A 21644-nucleotide genomic window follows, 5' to 3' on the forward strand; every position below is an offset into this window, starting at 1 on the left:
GATGTCATGAAAGTCATGCTCGGCGAACAGCGACGCCTCCCACAACGCCGACTCCACCAACGCCTCCGGCGTGGCCTTGCCGTACTTGGCCAACAACCGCGGATCCAACGAACCCGCGTTCACCCCGATCCGGATCGGCGTGCCATGATCCCTGGCCGCCGCGGCGATCTCCTTGACCTTGTCGTCGAACTTCTTGATGTTGCCCGGGTTCACCCGCACCGCCGCACACCCAGCCTCAATCGCGGCGAACACGTACTTCGGCTGAAAATGAATATCCGCGATCACCGGGATCTGCGACTTCTTCGCAATCGCCGGCAACGCCTCCGCGTCATCCTGCGACGGACACGCCACCCGCACAATGTCACAACCCGACGCAGTCAACTCCGCGATCTGCTGCAACGTCGCGTTGATGTCCGCGGTCACCGTGGTCGTCATCGACTGCACCGAGATCGGATGATCACTGCCCACGCCGACCGTTCCGACGCGCAGCTGACGGGTTTTGCGGCGATCAGCCAGCACCGGCGGCGGCAGCGCTGGCATGCCCAGTGCGATCGTCACGACGGTTGTCCTTTCTCGACGGCGACCCGGCACGCTTCGACGATCGCTTCGGCGGTGAGACCGAGGTCGGCCAGCAAACGGGCGCGTTTCGCGGTTTCGTGGAACACCTGGGGAATGCCGAGCTCAGTGACCGGTGTGGACGCTCCCGCGTCCCGGATCGCTTGCGCCAAAAGGCTTCCAGGGCCACCGGCACGGCCGCTGTCCGCGGCCACCACCACGGCGCGATGCGCCAGCGCCATGCTGACCAGCGCCGCGGGTACCGGCTGGATCCAGCGCGGATCCACCACAGTCACCCCGATCCCCAGTTCCGCCAGGCATGCCCCGGCTTGCACCGCCGCACCTGCCAGCGGACCGATGCCGACCAGCAGCACGTCGGCACGCGAGCCGCGGCTGAGCACGTCGACCGGCCCGTGCCGTTCGATCGCCTCGATATCCGTGCCCACCGCGCCCTTCGGGAAGCGCACCACGGTCGGAGCGTCCCGCACCTCGATCGCTTCACGCAGTTGGGCGCGCAGCTGCGCGGCGTCGCGCGGTACCGCGACTCGCAGGCCGGGAACCAGTTGCAGCAGCGACAAATCCCACATGCCGTTGTGGCTGGGGCCGTCGTCGCCGGTGAGGCCCGCGCGGTCCAATACGAACGTCACTCCGGCACCGTGCAGCGCGACGTCCATCAGCACCTGGTCGAAGCAGCGGTTCAGAAACGTCGCGTACACCGCCACCACGGGATGCAGCCCGCCATAGGCCAGCCCGGCGGCGGCCGCCGCCGCGTGCTGTTCCGCGATTCCGACGTCGAAACACCGGCTGGGGTACTGCTCAGCGAACGGGGCAAGCCCGGTGGGCCCCAGCATCGCGGCCGTGATGGCGACGACGTCCTCGCGTTCGTTGCCCACCTTGATCATCTCGTCGGTGAACACCGACGTCCAGGACGGCTGCGTCGTCATCGGTACGCCGGTGTGCCGGTCGAACGGGCCGATGGCGTGGTGCCGGTCCGCCGGATCCGTTTCGGACGGCAGGTATCCGGCGCCTTTCCGGGTCACGCAGTGCACAACGACGGGACGGCCCCGGGACCTAGCGTCCCGCAGTGCCACCTCCATCGCGGCGATGTCGTGTCCGTCCACCGGGCCCACGTAGTCCATGCCCAGTGCGGCGAAAACCCCGCCGTCACAAGGTTTTTCGCGCAGTGCCGTCAGGTGCCGGGCCAGACCGCCGACGGTCGGGTCGTACGCGCGGCCGTTGTCGTTCAACACCACCACGACCGGTCGCCCGGCACCGGCGATGTTGTTCAACGCCTCCCACGCCATCCCACCGGTGAGTGCGCCGTCTCCGACGATGGTCACCACCGCGCGGTCTTCGACCTGCCGCACCTCGTGCGCCCTGGCGATGCCGTCCGCCCAGGACAGTGCGGCGGAGGCGTGCGAGTTCTCGATGACGTCGTGCTCCGACTCACTGCGGCTCGGGTAGCCGGACAACCCGCCTGCGGCGCGCAACCCGGTGAACCCGCCCTGCCTGCCGGTCAGCACTTTGTGCACGTAGCACTGGTGGCCGACGTCCCACAGCAGGATGTCGCGTGGCGAGTCGAAGACCCGGTGCAGAGCCAGCGTCAACTCGACAACACCGAGGTTGGGCCCGAGATGACCCCCGGACCGGGAGACCGCGTCCACCAGAAAGGTGCGGATCTCGCCCGCCAGCGCGATGAGTTCGGGCCCGGAAAGCCCATCAAGGTCGCGCGGCCCTTGAATTCTTTTCAACAAAGCCATGCGTCGTCCTCCTCGAGATGAGCGGAACGTACGACCCCGGCACGGCGGGCGACAAGGACGCGAAGTGGCCGCTCAATGTTTCCGCAACAACACGTATTGCCTGGTGTTGCAGCGTTGTTGACCCGGCATTGAGCCGACCGCCGCTGCGCCGTTGGACACCGTTGTCGCCGAGTGCTCGTGCTTTCTACGTTCGGCAGGCTGACGAACTCATCGGTGATGGGACGGTTATGGAAAGCATTTACAGTACGGGGAAACAGGATTTCGGCACGGCGATCCTCGACCGTTCCGACCGGATCGAGTACCTGGTTTCCCTCGTGGGCAGTCACTTGGAGAGCACCTGGAACGGCAAGGGTGTCCCCCTCGAACGGATCTGCCACTACGCGCTGGTGCCCGGCGGAAAGCTGTTCCGGCCGCTGTTGCTGCTCGAGTCGGCTGGCGCGGTGGGGGCGAACATCGCGCTGGTGGTGCCCGCCGCGGCCGGTGCCGAGGCGGGACACGTGGCCAGCCTCATCCACGACGACATCATCGACGGCGACACGATGCGCCGCGGCCGGCCGTCGGTGCACGCGGCCTTCGGACGTGACGACGCGATCGTGGCCGGTGACGCGCTGATCTTCTACTTGTTCGCCGCGCTGGCCGAATGCGGGGAACGCGGAGTGCCGGACGACCGTGTGGCACAAGCGATGGCCGCGGTCGCCGCGGCGGGGATCGACCTGTGCCGCGGCCAGAGCATGGAGGCTCAGCTGTGCGCGGGCTACGTATGTGACGTTCCGTCCTATTTGGAGATGATCAGGCTGAAGACGGCGGCGCTGTTCCGCGCTGCCTGCGCCAGCGGCGCGATCCTCGGCGGTGGCCCGGCCGAATGGTGCGCCGCGCTCGGCAGTTACGGCGAACTGCTCGGCTCGGCGTTCCAGATCCACGACGACCTGCTCGCGTACACCAGCGATGGCGACGCCATGGGCAAAGCGGTCACCAGCGACATCACCAACCAGCGGCTGACGCTGCCGTTCCTGCTGGCGCGCGAACTCGGCGGCGAGCCGGTGGCCAACGAGCTCGACCGGCACATGCGCGACAGCGGGGATCCGGCCGAGCGGCTGGCCGCGGTCTCGGCGCTGGTGCGCGAAGCGGGAGGCGTGGCGGCTGCCACGGATGCCGCGCGGGGCTATGCCATCCGGGCTGTCGAGGTCCTCGACGTGCTGCCCGAATCGCCTAGCAAGGAAACGCTTTCGTACTTCGCCCAGGCGGCTGTGAACCGATGCGGCTGAAGCAGATCGTCTTCGCCCACGTCGAAACGTGGCGGCCGTACACCGCTTGTTACGTGGGTCTGGTGGGGTTGGCCGGTGCCGCGCTGACCGATCCGCACGCGTCGACGCTGCGGTTGTTGTGCGCATGGGCCGTACCGACGGTGGGCTGGCTGGCCGGGCTGTACGGCGGCGACTACTTCGACCGGAAGCTGGACGCGACTGCCAAACCGCACCGGCCGATCCCGTCCGGGCGGATGCGTGCAGGCACTGCGCTGGCCATGCTGATCGGCCTCACTGCCGCAGGTGGGGTGATCGGGCTCGCGGTGAACTGGCGAACTATAGGCCTGGTGCTCATCGCGCTGCTGCTGGGCATCGCCTACAGCGCCTTCTTCAAGGGCCGTGGCCTGGCGGGCAATGCGGTGCGCGGGCTCATCTCGGCGTTCGCTTGTCTGTTCGGGGCGATGACCGTCGCCGACCTCCCGCCGGTGACGGTACTCCCCCTGGCTGCGGCGTTTTGGTTGCACGACACCGGATCCAACTTGGTCGGCGCTTTGCGCGATGTGGACGGTGACCGCGCCGGGGGCTACGAGACGCTGCCTGTGCGCCGGGGAATGGCGGTCGGCGCCCGGGTGGCTACCAGTGCCATCCTGGTGGCCTATCTGTTCGCGGTGCTGCAGGTGGTGGTCTCGACCGAGGTGACCGCCGCGGCCTTTGTGGTGTTCGCCCTTGCTGTCGTGACCGCGATGGCTGCGATTGTTCCACTATGGACGGACGAGGTGACCCGGCTGCGGGCCTACCGGGCGCATACCGTGCTCGTGATCGAGCGGGTGTTGCTTGCTGGCGCGTTCGTCACGCTGGGCTTCGGGTTCGCGGTCGGCATCCCGGTCACCGCGCTGGCGTTGTGCTGCGCATCGGTCAGCCAACGGGTCCTGCGCGCACGGCACGAGCTCACCGGTGAAGAGCGCGCAGAGACAGTCGGCGCTGACACCGTACTTGCCTTTGTGGATAGTCAGGTCGCCGAGCTGGCGGCCCGCCCGGCTGGGCTGCGCGCGCTGACCGGCTGGGAACGGCTGATCGAAGTTCGTCTGTCCGAACCGGACCTGGTGATCGTGTTGAGCACCGCGGGCGGCACGGTACGGCGGCTGACCGGCGTCGAGCCAGAGCTGCCGCGGCTGACGATCACGACCACCGGCGCGGTGTTCGCGGCCATTTTCTTGCACGGCACCAGCAATCCTCGCCGCGCCTACCTGACTCGGGCACTGCGCATGCAAGCGCCACCGCGCGACATGATGCTGCTCAACCAGTTGTTCAACGAGTTCCGCGGACACACCGGCCGGGTCACCACGGCGCCGCGCGAGCCGCTGCCCACCGGTGAGCTGCCCGAACGCGTGGTCATCAGCGACACCACACTGCGCGACGGCGAGCAGATGCCCGGTGTGGCGTTCAGCCCCGCGCAGAAGCTGGATCTGGCGCGACAACTGGTCGCGCTGGGCATCCCGCTGATCGAAGTGGGCTTCCCGGTGGTGTCCGAGGAGGAGAGCGCCGCGATCCGCGCCATCGTGGACGCCGACTTGGACGCGGTGATCCAGGTGATCGCCCGGCCAGCCGACGCCGACGTGGACGCCGCGCTGCACGCTGGGGCGCACAGTGTCGCGGTGTTCATCGGCACGTCCGAGTCACACCTGCGGCACAAGCTGCGTATCGACGTGGACGAGCTGAAACGGCGAGTAGACCGCGCGGTGCGGCGGGTCAAGGCCGCGGGCAGGCAGGCGGTGTTCGCCGCGGAGGACGCCACCCGAACCGACCCGGACGTCCTGGTCGCCGTGTACGACGCGGCCGCCGAAGCAGGCGCGGACGCGCTGGGTCTGGCGGACACCGCAGGCGTCGCCCAGCCGTGGACGATGCGTGAACTGGTGGAGAAAGTGGGCGCGAGCTGCCCGCTGCCGCTGGCCGTGCACTGCCACAACGACCTCGGCCTTGCCACGGCGAACTCGCTCGCCGGTCTGCTGGGCGGCGCTTCGGGCGTGCAGTGCTCGGTGCTGGGTATCGGCGAGCGGGCCGGAAACGCCCCGCTGGAGCAGGTCGTGATGGCGCTGGAGGCAGCCATGGGGCATTCCACCGGCCTGGAGCTGCCGCTGCTGGAGCCGCTGGCACGGCACGTCGCCGGTCTCATCGGCGGCCGGGTGCCGCCTTATGCGCCTGTCGTTGGGGCGCATGCCTTTGTGCATGAAAGCGGTCTGCACGTGGACGGGATTTCTCGTGATCCCAGTACTTATGAGCCGTACTCGCCGGAACTGGTGGGACGGCAGCGCCAGATCGTGCTGGGCAAGCACTCCGGCCGGTCGGCTGTGGTGGCCGTGGCCGCCGAGTGCGGGCTGACGGTCGACACCGCGGACGTTGACGCCGTGTTGGCGGAGATCAAGCGTGGCTCGGTGGACACTGACCGGGTGGCCGAGTTGCTCACCCACGCCCGTGGGTCTGGTGCCGGACAGCTGTGGCCAGTGCGCGGATGCCCCGGGTGATCTGGTGCTCGCTGACGTTGCCGAAGCCGAGCACGAGGGCGGGCAAGTGCGGGTCTTCCGCGTCCCCGGACCGATAATCGGCGAGTCCGTTGACCCGGACGCCCATGGCCGCCGCTGTCTCCACGACGGCCCGCTCGGACGTCCCGTCAGGGAGGCGCAGCAGGGCGTGACAGCCAGCCGCCAGCCCTTGCAGGCGGCCCGGCCCGAAGGCGCGTTCGGCTTCGGCCGCCAGCACGTCCCGGCGTGCCCGGTAGATCTCACGCACGCGTCGCAAGTGGCGGTCGAACCGGCCCGACTCCATCAGCAGCGCCAGCGCTTCCTGGTCCAGCCCGGGGGCGCCGCGGCAGCTGAGCCGTTTCTCCTCGACGATTCCCGGAGTGAACCGCGGTGGCGCGAGCACCCAGCCCAGCCGGATCGCGGGAGCGAGCGTCTTGCTGACCGATCCCAGAGCGATCACGCGGGCCGGGGCGAGGCCCTGCAGTGAGCCCACCGGCTGACGGTCGTATCGGAACTCGGCGTCGTAGTCGTCCTCGAGGATCACGCCGTCGACCTCGTCCGCCCAGGCAACCAGGTCGCGTCGCCGTGATGGGCCGAGCGCGACACCGGTGGGGCACTGGTGGGCTGGCGTCAACAACACCGCCCGTGCCCCCGTTTCACGCAGGCGGCCCACGTCCAGGCCGTGGTCGTCGACCGGAACCGGCACGGCGTCCAGACCCGCGCGGCGCGCGATGACGTCGTGCTCGCGAGGGCCCGGATCCTCCAGCGCGATGCGCTGGATGCCGTGCTGTGCCAGGGTCGCGAGGGCGAAGGCCAGTCCCTGCCGGAAACCGGAGACGACGACGGCATCCTCAGCGACCGCGCAGCCTGACCGAACGCGACGGTGGTAGGCGGTGACAACCTCTCTCAAATGCCGCAACCCAGCCGGGTCCTCGTCACCCAGCTCGGCGGTCGGCAGGGACCGAGTCGCCTCCGAAACTGCCCAGCTCCAGTCGGTCAACGGCACCGAACCCAGATCAGGGATGCCGTACTCGAAGTCGACCTCCGCCGGCCGGGACGGCGAGGCCGCGACGACGTCGGGCGAGTGCCGGACTGGCCCGGCCGGCATCTCAGCCACCCGCGTCCCGGAGCCGACCGTCGACTCGACGTACCCCTCGGCCAGCAACTGCTCGTAGACGTCGACGACCGTGCCGCGGGAGACGCCGAGCAACTCGGCCAGGCGTCGAGTCGACGGCAAGCTCTCTCCGGCACCGAGCCGTCGATCGCGGATCGCTGCCCGCAACTGGTCCTGGATCTGGATTCTCAGCGGACCAGCGCCGCGGTCCAGCACCACCAGAAGGTCGGGGCCACCGCGCGCCCATTCCACCGTCATGCCACCAGTACACCAAATGGTCCGCTCCGCAGGTCCGGAAGTGGACCTTCAGAGTGGACCGCATCGGCCCCAGGCTCGATGCCATGAACCTCGGAATCGTCCTGGCACTCTCGTCGGCTCTGGCATACGGCGCCGCAGACTTCATCGGCGGCGTCGGTTCGCGACGGCACTCCCCGTGGCAGATCGTTCTGGTCGGGCAGGCCGCTGGCGCGCTCGCCATGCTCGTGGCCGGTCTGCTGCTGCCGGGCAACCCGGCGACACCGGACTTCGCCTGGGCGCTGCTGGCCGGAGTCGGCTCCGCGACCGGCAGCATCTTCCTGTTCCGCGGGCTCGCCCGCGGACGGATGGGTCTCGTGGCGCCGATCTCGGCGGTCGGAGCCGCGTTCTTCCCCGTACTGGTGGGAGTTGCCCTCGGTGAGCGTCCCAGTTGGCTGGTCTGGGTCGGTGTGCTCGCCGCACTCGCGGGGATCTGGCTGGTCTCCCGCGAAACCGCGTCGGATCAACCAGCGCGCGTGCGGGGAGCGCTCACCGACGGCGCCATCGCGGGCGCGGGCTTCGGGATCCTCTTCATCGCACTCGCCCAGATCCCGGATGACGCGGGCCTGCTGCCACTTGCCGCCAACCAGCTGATCGGCGCGATCCTGACCATGGGCACCGCGACGCTCCTCGGACAGCCGTGGCGGCCCCGCCGTGGCGTGCTCGGCTGGGGCAGCGCCTCCGGTGTGCTCGGCGCCGCAGGCACCCTCGCGTTCATGATCGCGACCGGAGCGACCAGCCTCGGCATCGCCGGAGTCCTCGCCTCCCTATACCCAGCCGTCACCGTGCTGCTCGCGGCCACCGTGCTCCGTGAGCGGATCAGCACCGGACAGCGAACAGGCATCGGGATCTGCACCCTCGCGATCGCCACCCTGGCGCTCGGCTGAATCATGACGCCGCGCAGGTATTAGGTCAGGAATGGACCGCCTTGGCCTTCCCGGCGCCCTTCTTCGGCGACAAGCTCAGGTTGAGGCCCATCCGGCGGGCACGGGGAATGACCACGGAAGCCTCGCCGAGGAACGTCAGGCCCAGCAAGATGCCCACCATGTCGGTGCCTCCGGCCACGTCGGCGTGCCAGTGCTGGGCCAGCACCACCATGATGACCCGCAACGGGATCAGTGACAGCCAGATGGTCACCGTGAGCCAGTTGTACTTCTGGTGTGGGACACCGTCTTGCTCGTAGAGCCGGATGGTGGCGCCGCGCGCCAGGCCTTCGCCGTACGCCGCGAGCACGAAGACTCCGAGCAGTTCCCAGTCCAGCGCGGTCGCTTTGCCCACGTCGCTCGCGGCCATGTAGATGCCGATGGCGAAGCAGACGATGGGCAGGATGAACAGCCGCTTCGTCGACATCGGCGTCCCGCGCAGGCGGCGCACGATCGACCAGACGATGTACGCGCCACCGGCCACAATGGCCACGATGTCCGAAATCTTGTCCAACGTCTCCAACATCGCGCAGTCCATTTCCTCGGAGTTGATCGCAACGGTAGGAAGCGCACCCCTGGTGAGGCATCAACCCGGGGGTGCAACCGGGGTGGAATCCGGCCTTGAACCCGCGGGTTGACCGCCGCGTTTCACCAGGTCACGACCAACGCCGTGACACCGCCGGTGACAGACTCCGAACGCCGCTGCAGCCGGTCCTCAGCGAGCCGCAGGCCGGGAAACCGCTTGGCCAAAGCGCCAAACACGGCACGTAGCTCAATCCGGGCGAGCGTGCTGCCGACGCAGTAGCGCATGCCGTACCCGAACCCGAGGTGTGGGTTGGGCGACCGGGTGATGTCGAACTCGTCTGGGCGCTCGAACACGCGGGGATCCCGGTTCGCGGCGTGGTACGCGAGCAGGACGGCGTCCCCCGAGGAGATGGTCGTTCCGGCGATCGGGATGTCCTCGGCCGCGTATCGGACGGCACCCCCGGTGTCCTGGATGTTCGTCGTCACCATCCGCAGGATCTCCTCGACGGCACTGGTGACGAGGCCAGGTTCGGCGGTCAGCTTGCGCCACTGCGCGGGATTGCGAGTGAACAGCAGGGTGCCGAGGTCGATCCGGCTCATCGTCGTCTCGTAACCGGCGAACAGCAGCGCGGCCGCGAGCCGGGCGGCTTCCGGGAGATCGGCCTCGCCCGCCAGGTCCGAGAAGACGTCCTCGCTCGGCTCGTGCTTCTTGCGTTCCAGAAGCTCGGCCATGTAGATACCGAACTCGATCTGGGCGGCCCGGCCGGCGTCGGCGTCACCGGTGCCCGACAGCCGCGAGGTCCAGGACCGGAACAGCTCGTAGTCCTGGTGCGGGGCACCGACCAGGGCGCAGATGACCATGGCGGGCAACTGTTCGGACAGCCCGGCGTGCAGGTCGACCGGCGGGGCGGCCAAGCCGTCGAGCAACGAGTCGACCCGTTGTTCGATGCTGTCCTGCAGTGCCAGCATCCGTTTCGCGGAAAAGGCAGGCGTGAGGAGCTTGCGCATGCGCCGATGGCGTTCCAGTTCGCCGTCGAACTCCTCCGTCGGGCCACCCTGGACCACCGAGTTGTTGATCCGCGCGGCCGACTCCGGGTTGCGGTGGCCGCGCCGCAGCGAGCTGCTGGCGGCGAGTTCCCGCACGAGGTCGTATCCGCACACCAGCCACGCTTCGTCGCCTGCGGGCGTGCGGACCTTGGTCAGCGGCTCGTTGTCGAGCAAGTCGTAGTACCGCGGTGGCAGCTTGGCTGAATCGTCACCCGGCGGAAACGGCAATTCGTACACGGCACCTCCACTGTGGACTCGCCTTTCAGCCTCTCCCTTCCACCGGCAGGAGTGCTCGATCGTCCACGCGGACTCAACGTCCACCCAATAGCGGCGCCGTACGGTCGGTTCGACCATTCGTGAGGGGAGGGACCAGGTGAACCTGTACGTCGCGGGTGTCGGCACCTGCCTGCCGGACCGCCAGACAGCCGAGGAAGCGATCGCGGCGAACCGATACGACGCCGAGTCGGCACGGGTGGACGGAGTCCGCTCGGCGTGCGTCGAGACGGAGCGCTATCCGGCTGAGCTCGCCGCCATCGCCGGGCAGGGCGCGCTGGCCATGGCGTCCGGCCGTGACATCGGTACGTTCCGCGCGGTGTTTCACTCCTATGTGGACTATCAGGGTGCGCACTACTGGCAGGCGGCGCCGTACGTCGCTCTGCACACGGTCGGCCGACAGGTGCCGTCTTTCGACGTGGTCCAGGAGTGCAACGGGGCCATGGGAGCGCTCGAGCTCGGCCGCCGTTTCGTCACGGGCCCGGACGACGCCGTGCTCGTCACGACCGGCGACCGGTTCGACAGCCCGTGGGTCAGCAGGTGGTACGGCGACCAGTCGGTGCTCGCCGACGGCGGCAGCGCGCTGGTGCTGAGCGGCGCGAGCGGTTTCGCCCGGATCCTGTCGTTGTCGACGATGGCGGACAACTCCCTGGAAGGGGAGGCGCGCGGCGGCGAGTTCGCAGGCGCCCAGCAGCCGCCCGTCGACTTCGACGCGATGCGTAAACGCTTCCACGCCAAGGATCTCCCCATGCTGGAGCATTACGGCAGGATGGCCGCGTTGTTCTCCTCGTCGCTGCGCCGGGTGCTCGACGAGGCCGGGATCACCGCGGCGGACCTGGCATTCGCGATCCCCGTGGTCACCACCGCGGCCAGGGCAGCGGACATCGCGGACCGGTTCCTCCAAGTCCCGATCGAGCGCACCAACTGGGAGTTCGGCCGTACCACCGGTCATCTCGGCACCGGCGACCAATTCGCCGGTCTGCACCACCTGATCACCACCGGCAAGGCACGCAAGGGCGACCGCATCCTGCTGCTCGGCGGCGGCACCGGCTACACCATCACCTCGGCGGTCCTGGAAATGCTGGAGGACAGCGAGGACATCGCATGACCGATGACGCGCTGCTCGCTCTGTCCACACTCCCGCTGCTGTACTCCCGCTGCGAGGTGGCCATGCAGCCGGTGAGAGCCGGTGGCGTGGTTCGTGAACACACTGGACGACGGGCGACCGGGTTGCCGTTGCGTGCGGCCGCGTTCGACGCCAGGGCGCGGATCCTCGGCGTACTGGCCTCCTGGGCAGGCTTGGTGTCGGCCGAGCGGGAAGTGCCCGCGCCACGCCGCACTGTTCCCGAACTCGCCCGGTTTCTCGCCGCACACCGCGACTGGCTGGCCGGGCATCCCGGCGGCGCCGACTTCGTCGCCGAACTGTCGGAGCTGGTCGCGTCGGCGTACGAGGTGCTACAAGAACCGGGCCACGCGGTGCTCACTGGCCACTGCCCGATCGACGGATGCCAGGCTCCAGTGCGCATCCAGCCGTCCGGAGCGGCCGTCGGATGCGAGGCAGGGCACGAACTTCAGCCGGTGCAGTGGCTTGTCTTGCGGCCGCGAGACGCACAGCGGCGCACCGTCCCGACTAAGGAAGCTGCCCTGGCCGTTGGCGTACCCGAAGCCACCGTCCGGCAATGGGCCCGACGAGGCAAGCTGACCCGTTACGGTTCGGCGCGACGCGCGGAGTACTGCCTGGACGAGCTGACCGCCCTCGCCGACACGACATACGACCGGACGCCGTCGCGGTGAGAAGAACCGGCGTGTCAGCTGTTTCCGTTGCCTGAAAGTCGTCGTGTGACAAGGCTGATCGCGTTCGCGGTGTGATCGCGGTGCCGGTCGATGGTTTCGAGGGTGATGCGTTCGTTCGCCGTGGCTTGGGCGAGGTGGTCGGTCGCGATTTTGAGCGCGGCGTTCATCGCCGCGGCTTGCACCCGGACTTCGAAGGTGTCTGACGGCAGACCCATGCGTTCGGCGAGCACTTCAGTGAACGTGTCTTCCGAGCGTTCGCGCAGCATCAGATACGCGGCGCGCAACGCCGGTTCGTCATGGGTCATCCGGACCACAGCGAGCACTGCTGCGATGTCCGCGCTGGACGAGTCGAGGACGGGCATGTAGGCCGCTCGCAGGTGCTCGATCAGGTCGAGGTCGGGCGGCCATGCGCGCAGGACCGACTGGAAGGCGTCGATCATCTTCGTCAGCAGCGGCTCCACGCAGCTTTCCTTGGTCGGAAAGTAGCGCCACAGCGTGCGTTCGGAAACTCCAGCTGCCCGTGCGATCTGCTCGCCGGAGGTGGCGGCGACTCCTTGTTCGGCGAACAGCCGCACCGCGTGCCGTGAGATTTCGAGGCGTTGCTGCTGCCGTTGCTCATCGCTCACCGGCGGCCGCCCCCGTCGCGGCACGTAGCCGCCGTCCGCCACAGCCTCCACCCGGTGATCTAAGCATGCCTTTTATTGGCAGTGACTGCCAACAAAGTGCTACGGTGAGTGGTAGGAAGATCACCGGAGGAGAACCATGAGCGTTGCCGCCGAGCGTCTGCAGTTGCCGTTCCCCAGGCCGAACGTCCTCGACCTGGCCCCGCTGTACGAGGTGTTGCGCCGCGAGATGCCGATCACGCCGGTCACCACACCGGCCGGGGATCCCGCATGGCTGGTCACCCGCTTCACGGAGGTCCGCGACCTGCTCAGCGACAAGCGGCTCGGCCGCTCCCATCCCGAGCCGGACAAGGCGTCGCGCATCACCACCGCTGCGGTACAGGACGGGCCCACAGGCAACTACGAGACCGAAGAAGCCGACCACACCCGGATGCGCCGGCTGCTGACCCCGGCATTCTCCGCAAAGCGGATGCGAATGCTGCACGACTACATGCAGCAGTTGGTCGACGGCTACATCGACCAGCTTCTCGTCGAGCACGCCGCCGCGCCGGACGGGGTCGTCGACCTGCACACCGGCCTGGCCTTCCCACTGCCGGTGTCGGTCATCTGCCGACTGCTCGGCGTACCCGAGGACGACCGCGAATACTTCCACACGCTGTCCGAACGCATGGCCAACCTCGCCATCGGCGACGACGCCCACAAGGCGCGCGAGGAGTTCAGCCGCTACATGGTGGGCCTGGTGGAGACCAAACGCTCCCAGCTCGGCGAGGACGTCATCTCCGACCTCGTACGAGCACAAAGCGCCGACGAGACCTACGACTACGCCGAGATGATCAGGCTGTGCGTGGGGCTTCTGTTCGCAGGCCACGAAACCACGGTCAACCGCATCGGCCTCGGCACACTGTTCCTGCTCACCCGCCCCGACCAATGGCAGGCTCTGGCCGCCGACCCGGACGGCCGGGTCAACGCCACCGTCGAGGAGATCATGCGGCTCGGCGCGCCCGGCGACCTCGGTCTGCTGCGCTACGCCCACGTCGACCTCGACGTCGCCGGCGTCACGATCAACCGCGGTGACGCCGTGATCCTGTCGGTCAACGCCGCCAACCGCGACACTTCGGTCTACAGCGACGCCGAAACCTTCAACCCGGACCGTCCGGAAAAGCCCCACCTGGGGTTCGGCCACGGCGGGCACTTCTGCATCGGCGCGAGCCTGGCCCGCACCGAGTTGCGCGTCGTCTTCGCCACCCTCGCCCGCCGCCTGCCCGGTCTACGCCTCGCGAAACAGCTCGACGAGTTGGAGGTGCGCACCACCCTCACCGGCGGTGTCACCGCGCTGCCCGTGACCTGGTGATTTCCGCGCAACAGCAACGTTTTCAACAACCGTGAGCCCCTGCTCGGCGAGCAGGGGCTCATTGGTCGGCAGCTCTTCCGACTACCAGGAAACCTCGCCGTCCTGTTCGAAAAAGCCTCCGGTCGGCCCATCGTCCGGCAGCGTGGCGAGGCGAACGATGATCTTGGCTCCTTCTTCCGGCCCGCGTTCCCCGGCGAATTGGCTGAGCGCGCTCTTCACCAGACCCGGGTTCGCGGCATTCACCTTGACGCCGTCTTTTCTGAACGCATCCGCAAGGAGCACAGTGGCGGCGTTCAATGCCGTTTTCGACGTGCAGTAACCGAAGGGCTTGACCATTTCCGCGCCCCAGCGGCTCGACAAAGCGCTGTACTTGCCCCGGCCCACGAGATAGTCGAAACTCCCCGCACTGCTCGAGACATTCACGATCCGAGCCGCCTTGGCCGCCCGCAACAAGGGGGCCGCGAGCTGCACCAGCACGACCGGGCCCCAGACATTGGTCTCGAAAAGAGACTTCACGTCGTCCATCTCGGTGGTCAGGATGTCGTTTCCCACTCCGCTCGCAGCGGCGTTGTTGACCAGCACATCCAGACAGCCGTGATTGGACCGAACGAGCTCGATGGCCGCTTCCATGGTCTCGCGGTCTGTGACGTCAAGACGGACAGGGCGGACATCACCCTCGTCCTTGAGAGTTTCCGCAGCGGCGTGGCCCGCCTGCTCATTGCGGCTACCCAGGTAGACCGTCATTCCGCGGCGGGCGAGTTCACGGACAACCTCGTATCCGATGCTCTTGTTCGCACCCGTCACCAATGCAACCGAACCAGTCATTCTCATCTCCTAGTCTCAATAGGACCGTATGCGCAACAGTCATGCACGTCCACGTCCCATTGAGTCGCGCTCTATTGCCCAGACCGCAATAATTCGGCGGTGGAACTGAGGCACCTGCGGTACTTCCTCGCGGTCGCGGAGACCCTGAACTTCGGGCGGGCAGCGCAACGGCTGCACCTCGCGCCATCGCCCTTGAGCAGGGCGATCCAGCAGCTGGAAGCCGAAATCGGTGGTCAGCTGTTCACCCGGCACACCCGCAAGGTCGAGCTCACGGTCCTGGGCATGGCCTTGGTGCCACGGGCCGAGCGCGCGATCACGGAGGTGGACTCACTGGCCCGTGAGATGCACAAGCGAGCGCGCGGCAGGGCGGATGTCACCCTTGCCTTTCGATCCGTTCCGCACGACGTGCTCCGCCAGATCGCGACCGCTGCCAGCGGCGATGACGCCGAGGTCGACGTGCGACTGCGCCCGTTGATCTCACACACGCAGCTCGGCGCGCTCCTTGCCGGCGACATCGACCTCGGAATCGTCCACGCGCCGGTGGACCATCGAAGTCTGTCGTCCCTGCCCATCCTGGTCGAAACCATGGGAGTCGCGCTCCCCGCGGAGGAGAGGTACACGCAGCTGAGCGCCGCGTCAGTGGAGACTCTCGCGGAGCTGACGCTGCTCCTGCCAGCCGCGACCGACATCAGCAACGCCGCGATGGAACGGTACGGCGCCGCGGCACGGGACGTCCTCGCGGTCGAGTTCGACATCGTCGGCGGGTTCGCGGCCCTGATCGCGGGCGGCGGTCACTGCTGCTTCGTCCCCGTGGACCCTGCTGCGCCTTGGCACCAGTACGTCGTCGTGCCAGGAGTGGTGGTCAAGCCTCTCGCTCCGAGGACAGCCACCACGACGTTCCTAGCGTGGCGTTCGTCCCGCGACAATGACGGCGACCTCGGGCAGGTCTTGCACCGGATCCGTGCCGCCTTCCCCGAGCCGGTCCAGCGATGATCCGTTGCTCGCGGCGCTCAGTGCGTTGTGTCTGATACTGGCTGAGCCGCTTGGGCGATGAGCGCCGTGGTCAAACCGGCGCGGCGAAAGGGAAAAGTGTGCGCACCGGGAACGGTGACCAGCTGCCCGTCTCGCGCGGCGCTGACCAGTTCACGGCACCAGTCATCGGTACTGAAAGCGTCGTACCGGCCTCGCAGGACTGTGACTGGGCAGGCGATGGACCCGATCAGTTGCTCGGGTTCGTCCCGTTGCGCTGACCGGATATACCGCGCCCGTCGAGTGTCCGAACAGGACAACCGGTCGACTGGAGACTGATCGCAACCAGGCGCAGACAAGATCGGTGATGGCAGGCACCTCCGGCGCGCACGGCTTGGGCCCGCGGTAGCCGAAACCGGGCACGTCCACCAGGAACGATTGGGAACGTGCCGAACAGCCGAGCAGCGTGTCGATCAGGTACCCCAGCGCAGCCAGGCCCGGGATCAGCACCACGGGTGGTCCGGCGTGACTTCCAGTGTCCGCGCGGAGACCGACTCACGCCAATTCCGGAAAGTAGAGAGGTTTGCCGCCCACAGCCACGGGTAATCGCGCGAGGTCGCTGCCGTATCACTCGGTTGGAGAGTGCCGTGACCATCGCACCGAAACCTGTCGAGGTTCACTCCGTGACAAGCAGGCCGGTCAAGGGCAAGGCGTTCCTTCAGTGGTTCCGGACGACCGATCACAAGCAGATCGGCGTGTTGTACCTGATGACGTCGTTCGGGTTCTTCATGGCCGGTGGGCTGATGGCGTTGCTGATGCGCACCGAGCTGGGCTGGCCGGGCCTGCAGTTCCTCTCGCCGGAGCAGTACAACCAGCTGTTCACCATGCACGGCACCATCATGATGCTGCTGTATGCGACGCCCAACGTGTTCGGGTTCGCCAACTTCGTGCTGCCGCTGCAGATCGGCTCACCGGACGTGGCCTTTCCGCGGCTCAACGCCATGTCGTACTGGCTGTACCTGTTCGGTGGGCTCATCACGCTGTCCGGGTTCCTCACGCCGGGTGGCGCGGCGGACTTCGGCTGGACTGCGTACACACCGCTTTCGCTGGACACGCATTCGCCCGGGGTGGGCAGCGATCTGTGGAACGTCGGGCTGATCATCGGTGGCCTGTCCACGATCCTCGGCGCGGTCAACATGATCACCACCGTGGTGTGCCTGCGTGCGCCGGGGATGACGATGTGGCGGATGCCGATCTTCACCTGGAACATCTTCTTCACCAGCATCCTCGTACTGATCGCGTTCCCGGTCTTCACCGCCGCGTTGTTCGGGTTGCTGGCCGACCGGCACCTCGGGGCGCACGTGTTCGACCCCGCCAACGGCGGCGCGATCATGTTCCAGCACATGTTCTGGTTCTTCGGCCATCCCGAGGTCTACATCGTCGCCCTGCCGTACTTCGGCATCGTGTCCGAGATCATCCCGGTGTTCAGCCGGAAACCCTTGTTCGGGTACAAGGCCCTGGTGTGGGCGACGGTGTCGATCACGACCCTGTCGGTGGTGGTGTGGGCGCACCACATGTTCGCCACCGGCGCGGTGTTGTTGCCGTTCTTCGCGTTCATGACGTTCCTGATCGCGGTGCCGACCGGGGTGAAGTTCTTCAACTGGAGCCTGACCATGTGGAAGGGCACACTCACCATGCGGACGCCGATGCTGTTCTCGGTCGGCTTCCTGGTGACGTTCCTGCTCGGCGGCCTGACCGGGGTCCTGCTCGCGTCACCGCCGATCAACTTCCACGTGCACGACACGTACTTCGTGGTCGCGCACTTCCACTACGTGCTGTTCGGCACGATCGTGTTCGCCACGTTCGCCGGGATCTACTTCTGGTTCCCCAAGATCACCGGCAGGCACCTGGACGAGACACTGGGCAAGCTGCACTTCTGGACCACGTTCCTCGGCTTCCACATGACGTTCCTCGTCCAGCACTGGCTGGGCAACGAGGGCATGCCGCGCCGCTACGCCGACTACCTGCCGTCCGACGAGTTCACCACCCTGCACGTCATCTCCACCATCGGCTCCTACGTGCTTGGCGCGTCCGTCCTGCCGTTCATCTGGAACGTGGTCAAGAGCTACCGGTACGGCCAACGCGCTGACGCGGACGACCCGTGGGGCTTCGGCAATTCACTGGAATGGGCCACCAGCAGCCCGCCGCCGCGGCACAACTTCCTGGAACTGCCGAAGATCCGCTCCGAACGCCCGGCGTTCGAACTGCACTACCCGCACATGGTCGAACGCATCCGCGCCGAAGCACATTCAGGCAAAGGCCAGAGCAGCCGCGCGGCCGCGCCCTCGGAGATCGGCGCGGCCAAAGCCCAAGGGGACGACGGAGCCGGTGACCCACGCGAAAAGTGACCCGCGGGCGATCAACGATCACCCGACCCCCTGGTCGATCCGAGCGCCGATGGCTGGTTCAGGCAATCTCAGGCCGGTCCGGGCGAGAGCCTCGTCAAGCTGGCCGCGCAACGGCGCCCTGTCCGGACTCATCTTGAGAACCGCTGGCCTTCCGTCAGGCCATTGAGAGCGCCTGACGACAGAAGAGGCTCTCAGGGACCGGATTGCACCCGGGCCACGGCACACCGAGCTCCGGCATGACAAAAACCTGGCTCGTCAAGAACGTTGACGTTGCCGCACGTGGAACCCTAACCTGCGTCTTGAGAGCGCTCTCAAGCTATCGGACCACCCACCCCTGCACCCGGGAGGTCTCGTGTTGAGAGCTGTCCTGCTGCCGCCCACTGTCCTTGCCACCCTTGTGCTCGGCGTCCCGCCCGAGTCCACGTCGCCGCCGCCGGAAGCCCCAGCGATGGTCTGCGACGACTACTACTGCGACACCCGTGATCCCGCGCTGCCGCTCAGTTCGCAGCGATCCGCCTACCGGCCTGACGAACCGGCGGTGCTGGCGGCCACAGTCTGCAACAAGTACTGCGACGCTCGCGATCCCGCGCTGGCGCCCGCCACTCGATTCGCTCAGACGGTCACCGTGAGCGGACGGCAAATCTCCCTGTACTTCAACGACACCGACGCGATGGGCTGGGCTGCGATCGGCGCTGGCGCGCAAGGCGACGCCGTCTGGCTTGACCGGTCGTTCGACGCCGGGGTCAGCTGGAACTCGGGCTCCAAGCTGGGTGAAACGCGCATCCCCGCGGGCGTCACGGGTTGGCGCACGATGATGTACAACGTGGACGACTGGGCCAACCTCGGCGTTGGTCTGTTGCGTGCTTGCGGCCAGCCTGCCGGATCGTCCGCCATCGCGTGCACCAGTTGGTACCGCACAACTTGGAACGCAGCCGAACGCCGGACCGCGGCAGCCACCGCCCTCATGCAGCGCTACAACCTCAGCACAGGCCTGTTCGACACCACTGGATGGTGGAACTCCGCCAACGCGCTCACCGCCATCATCGACAACATCCGAGTGACGGGCATGGGCAGTTATCGCTACGCCATCGCACGCACCTATGACCTCAACCTCCGCGCCTGGCAAGGAAATTTCATCAACGACTACAACGACGACATCGCTTGGTGGGGCCTGGCGTGGCTCGACGCCTACGACTTGACTGGCGACAGCAGGTACCTCAACACCGCGAGGGTGGGCGCGGACCACATTTTCCGCTACTGGGACTCGGTGTGCGGTGGCGGCGTGTGGTGGAGCGCCAGCAAAACGTACAAGAACGCCATCACCAACGCTCTGTACGTCCAATTCAACGCCGCTCTGCACAACAGAATCCCCGGCGACACCGTCTACTTGCAGCGCGCCCGCGCAGGCTGGACGTGGTTCCGCAACAGCAAGATGATCAACAGCTCCAACCTGGTCAACGATGGCCTCACCACAGCCACGTGCGCCAACAACGGCCAGACACCGTGGAGCTACAACCAGGGCGTTCCCCTTGCCGCACTGGTGGAACTGAGTCGGGCGACCGGTGACGCGAGCTTGATCGCCCAAGCACGCACCCTGGCCGACGCCTCGACTTCCAGTACGTTCCTCAACCCTGGCGGCATCCTGTTCGACAACGGCGGCGGCGGGGATGTGCCGTCCTTCAAGGGAATCTACGTACGAGGACTGGCCGCACTGAACAGAACCCTCGCTGACCGCCCGTACACCGCGTACCTGCGCCGCCAGGCCGATTCGGCCTACACACGCGATCGCTCCAGTGCCGACTCGTACGACCAACCGTGGGCTGGGCCGTTCCAACGCAGTGACGGTGCACGACAGCACAGTGCGGTCGACCTGATGAACGCAGCCGACTAGATGGGATGGAATGTGGCAGCACCAAGGCGTGGCAAGATTCTCGCGGCAGCGCTCGCAGTTCTGTTGATCGGCGGCGTGGCCACGGCCCCACCTTCCGAGGCAGCACCCGACTACTCGACTGCGGAGGCGGGCAACCCCTTCGTGGACGGGTGGTACGCCGATCCCGATGTGGCGGTCTACAACAACACCTATTGGGTGTTCCCCACATCGTCGAGGCCATATGAGGAGCAGACCTATCTTGACGCTTTCTCCTCCCCTGACCTGATCAACTGGACGAAGCATCCGAACGTCCTCACCACAGCCAACGTTTCGTGGGCCCACAAGGCCGTATGGGCCCCGGCACCCGTGCAGCGCAACGGCAAGTACTACCTGTACTTCGCCGCCAACGACATCCAGAGCAATTCCGAACTCGGCGGCATCGGTGTCGCGGTCGCCGACAGGCCGGAAGGCCCGTACACCGACGCCATCGGCCGACCGCTGATCAGCCAGTTCGTCAACGGCGCCCAGCCGATCGACCAGGACGTGTTCATCGACTCCGACGGCCAGGCGTACATGTACTACGGCGGCTGGAGACACGCGAACGTGGTCAAGCTCAACACCGACATGACCAGCCTCGGCCGCTTCGACGACGGCACGACGTACAAGGAGATCACGCCGTCGAACTACACCGAGGGCGCGCAGATGCTGAAGCGCAACGGCAAGTACTACCTGATGTGGTCCGAGGACTACTGGGGCGGGCCGAACTACTCCGTGTCCTACGCGATGTCGGACTCGCCGACCGGGCCGTTCACCAGGATCGGCAAGGTACTCAGCCAGGATCCCGCGGTGGCACGGGGTTCCGGTCACAACTCCGTGCTCAACATTCCCGGCACGGACATCTGGTACATCGTCTACCACCGCCGGCCGCTGAGCCGGACGGACATCAACCACCGGCAGATCAGCTACGACCGGATGTACTTCAACGCCGACGGCACCATCCAGCCGGTGACCATGAAGGTCAAGGACAACTTCCAGGACCGCAACGCGGTGGGCTGGACGACTTACGGCGGTTCTTGGTCGGCGTCATCCAGCCGATACGACACTTCAGCCTCATTCGGCGGCAAGGCGTTGTTGGACACCAACTTCTCGAACTTCGTGCATGACGCCGATGTCATTACGAAGTCCGCGAACGGGGACAGCGGAGTCGTGTTCCGGGTGTCCCAGCCCGCTACGGGGACAGACAGCTACCGCGGCTACTACGCCGGGATCAGTGGATCGGGCCGTGTCCTGTTGGGCAAGGCCGACAACAACTGGACCCAGCTGGCATCGGTGCCGATGATCATCAGGCCCGGCACCTCCTACCGACTCCGGGTGGAGGCCGTCGGGTCGTCGATCAAGGTGTACGTCGATGACATGTCCACACCCAAGATCGTCACAAGCGACACGAGTTTCACCAGTGGCGCCAACGGTGTCCGCGTGTTCAACACCGCCGCCAGTTTCGACAACATCTCGATCACGCACAGATGACCTTCACCGAGAAGAAAATGACG

The 21644-nt window shown here is 67.0% G+C and carries 18 protein-coding genes; 10 read left to right on the plus strand and 8 right to left on the minus strand.

What is annotated here, in order from left to right; genetic code table 11:
* Together B9C43_RS19045 and B9C43_RS19050 are read right to left on the minus strand one after the other, a co-directional pair.
* Window positions 1-558 (minus strand): flavodoxin-dependent (E)-4-hydroxy-3-methylbut-2-enyl-diphosphate synthase (locus tag B9C43_RS19045; protein WP_160096580.1); only part of this gene is annotated, 558 nt, incomplete at its 3' end.
* The gene (locus B9C43_RS19050; protein ID WP_084428337.1) at window positions 555-2315 is read right to left on the minus strand and encodes a 1-deoxy-D-xylulose-5-phosphate synthase; all 1761 of its coding nucleotides are present in this window, start codon (window positions 2313-2315) and stop codon (window positions 555-557) included. The genes B9C43_RS19045 and B9C43_RS19050, both read right to left, overlap by 4 nt.
* 227 nt (window positions 2316-2542) lie before the next feature.
* Here B9C43_RS19050 and B9C43_RS19055 point away from each other — a divergent pair, with 227 nt between their 5' ends.
* Window positions 2543-3580 (plus strand): polyprenyl synthetase family protein, encoded by a 1038-nt coding sequence (locus B9C43_RS19055; protein WP_160096582.1) that lies wholly within the window; start codon window positions 2543-2545, stop codon window positions 3578-3580.
* Entirely contained in the window at window positions 3571-6081 is a 2511-nt protein-coding gene (locus B9C43_RS19060; protein WP_084428339.1) for a UbiA family prenyltransferase, read from the plus strand. Before B9C43_RS19055 ends, B9C43_RS19060 begins: the two co-directional genes overlap by 10 nt.
* Here the strand turns inward: B9C43_RS19060 and pdxR are convergent.
* Complete coding sequence (gene pdxR, locus B9C43_RS19065; RefSeq protein ID WP_084428340.1) at window positions 6020-7450, minus strand: MocR-like pyridoxine biosynthesis transcription factor PdxR; 1431 nt, start codon at window positions 7448-7450, stop codon at window positions 6020-6022. The two genes, B9C43_RS19060 and pdxR, sit on opposite strands and share 62 nt — an antisense overlap.
* 83 nt (window positions 7451-7533) lie before the next feature.
* Between pdxR and B9C43_RS19070 the strand changes: the two genes are divergently transcribed.
* Window positions 7534-8373 carry a DMT family transporter gene (locus B9C43_RS19070; RefSeq protein WP_084429047.1) on the plus strand — a complete coding sequence of 280 codons (840 nt, stop codon included), beginning with the start codon at window positions 7534-7536 and terminating at the stop codon, window positions 8371-8373.
* A gap of 25 nt (window positions 8374-8398) precedes the next feature.
* Here the strand turns inward: B9C43_RS19070 and B9C43_RS19075 are convergent, their stop codons facing one another.
* Together B9C43_RS19075 and B9C43_RS19080 are read right to left on the minus strand one after the other, a co-directional pair.
* Window positions 8399-8935, minus strand: coding sequence for a hypothetical protein (locus tag B9C43_RS19075; RefSeq protein ID WP_143446449.1), 537 nt, complete (start codon window positions 8933-8935; stop codon window positions 8399-8401).
* A 122-nt stretch (window positions 8936-9057) separates the two neighbouring features.
* Window positions 9058-10218, minus strand: coding sequence for a cytochrome P450 (locus B9C43_RS19080; protein ID WP_143446450.1), 1161 nt, complete (start codon window positions 10216-10218; stop codon window positions 9058-9060).
* Between the two features lie 136 nt (window positions 10219-10354).
* On the opposite strand from B9C43_RS19080, the gene B9C43_RS19085 reads away from it, so the two are divergent.
* Both B9C43_RS19085 and B9C43_RS58525 read left to right on the plus strand, forming a co-directional pair.
* Window positions 10355-11362 (plus strand): ketoacyl-ACP synthase III family protein, encoded by a 1008-nt coding sequence (locus B9C43_RS19085; protein WP_084428342.1) that lies wholly within the window; start codon window positions 10355-10357, stop codon window positions 11360-11362.
* Window positions 11359-12048: a MerR family transcriptional regulator gene (locus B9C43_RS58525; RefSeq protein ID WP_235038717.1), complete on the plus strand. Its 690-nt coding sequence runs from the start codon at window positions 11359-11361 to the stop codon at window positions 12046-12048. The genes B9C43_RS19085 and B9C43_RS58525 overlap by 4 nt, the downstream gene beginning before the upstream one ends.
* A 14-nt stretch (window positions 12049-12062) precedes the next feature.
* On the opposite strand, the gene B9C43_RS19095 is transcribed toward B9C43_RS58525, so the two are convergent.
* Window positions 12063-12725 (minus strand): TetR/AcrR family transcriptional regulator, encoded by a 663-nt coding sequence (locus tag B9C43_RS19095; RefSeq protein ID WP_235038718.1) that lies wholly within the window; start codon window positions 12723-12725, stop codon window positions 12063-12065.
* Window positions 12726-12810: 85 nt separating this feature from the next.
* Between B9C43_RS19095 and B9C43_RS19100 the strand changes: the two genes are divergently transcribed.
* The gene (locus B9C43_RS19100) at window positions 12811-14022 is read left to right on the plus strand and encodes a cytochrome P450 (protein WP_084428343.1); all 1212 of its coding nucleotides are present in this window, start codon (window positions 12811-12813) and stop codon (window positions 14020-14022) included.
* 81 nt (window positions 14023-14103) lie between these two features.
* Here the strand turns inward: B9C43_RS19100 and B9C43_RS19105 are convergent, their stop codons facing one another.
* Complete coding sequence (locus B9C43_RS19105) at window positions 14104-14853, minus strand: SDR family NAD(P)-dependent oxidoreductase (protein ID WP_327222593.1); 750 nt, start codon at window positions 14851-14853, stop codon at window positions 14104-14106.
* 93 nt (window positions 14854-14946) lie between these two features.
* Between B9C43_RS19105 and B9C43_RS19110 the strand changes: the two genes are divergently transcribed.
* Complete coding sequence (locus B9C43_RS19110; protein WP_084428345.1) at window positions 14947-15840, plus strand: LysR family transcriptional regulator; 894 nt, start codon at window positions 14947-14949, stop codon at window positions 15838-15840.
* Between the two features lie 162 nt (window positions 15841-16002).
* Here the strand turns inward: B9C43_RS19110 and B9C43_RS60120 are convergent, their stop codons facing one another.
* Entirely contained in the window at window positions 16003-16329 is a 327-nt protein-coding gene (locus tag B9C43_RS60120) for an alpha/beta fold hydrolase (protein ID WP_143446451.1), read from the minus strand.
* Between the two features lie 170 nt (window positions 16330-16499).
* On the opposite strand from B9C43_RS60120, the gene ctaD reads away from it, so the two are divergent.
* The 3 genes from ctaD (at window position 16500) to B9C43_RS19125 (ending at window position 21621) form a co-directional block, all read left to right on the plus strand.
* Window positions 16500-18224, plus strand: coding sequence for an aa3-type cytochrome oxidase subunit I (gene ctaD, locus B9C43_RS19115; protein ID WP_235038719.1), 1725 nt, complete (start codon window positions 16500-16502; stop codon window positions 18222-18224).
* Window positions 18225-18576: 352 nt separating this feature from the next.
* A complete protein-coding gene (locus tag B9C43_RS19120; protein WP_235038720.1) occupies window positions 18577-20115 on the plus strand; it encodes a glycoside hydrolase family 76 protein in 1539 nt (512 codons plus the stop codon).
* Between the two features lie 12 nt (window positions 20116-20127).
* The gene (locus B9C43_RS19125) at window positions 20128-21621 is read left to right on the plus strand and encodes a family 43 glycosylhydrolase (protein WP_235038721.1); all 1494 of its coding nucleotides are present in this window, start codon (window positions 20128-20130) and stop codon (window positions 21619-21621) included.
* The last annotated feature ends 23 nt before the right edge of the window (window positions 21622-21644 follow it).

The sequence above is a fragment of the Kibdelosporangium aridum genome (assembly GCF_900176515.1).
Lineage (GTDB): Bacteria > Actinomycetota > Actinomycetes > Mycobacteriales > Pseudonocardiaceae > Kibdelosporangium > Kibdelosporangium aridum.

Excerpts from the sequence above, each read along its gene's own strand:
- B9C43_RS19100 (WP_084428343.1), top strand. The coding sequence starts at position 12,811 with ATGAGCGTTGCCGCCGAGCGTCTGCAGTTGCCGTTCCCCAGGCCGAAC.
- B9C43_RS19075 (WP_143446449.1), bottom strand. The coding sequence starts at position 8,935 with ATGTTGGAGACGTTGGACAAGATTTCGGACATCGTGGCCATTGTGGCC.
- B9C43_RS19060 (WP_084428339.1), top strand. The coding sequence starts at position 3,571 with ATGCGGCTGAAGCAGATCGTCTTCGCCCACGTCGAAACGTGGCGGCCG.
- B9C43_RS19055 (WP_160096582.1), top strand. The coding sequence starts at position 2,543 with ATGGAAAGCATTTACAGTACGGGGAAACAGGATTTCGGCACGGCGATC.
- pdxR (WP_084428340.1), bottom strand. The coding sequence starts at position 7,450 with ATGACGGTGGAATGGGCGCGCGGTGGCCCCGACCTTCTGGTGGTGCTG.
- B9C43_RS19105 (WP_327222593.1), bottom strand. The coding sequence starts at position 14,853 with ATGAGAATGACTGGTTCGGTTGCATTGGTGACGGGTGCGAACAAGAGC.
- B9C43_RS58525 (WP_235038717.1), top strand. The coding sequence starts at position 11,359 with ATGACCGATGACGCGCTGCTCGCTCTGTCCACACTCCCGCTGCTGTAC.
- B9C43_RS19070 (WP_084429047.1), top strand. The coding sequence starts at position 7,534 with ATGAACCTCGGAATCGTCCTGGCACTCTCGTCGGCTCTGGCATACGGC.
- B9C43_RS19050 (WP_084428337.1), bottom strand. The coding sequence starts at position 2,315 with ATGGCTTTGTTGAAAAGAATTCAAGGGCCGCGCGACCTTGATGGGCTT.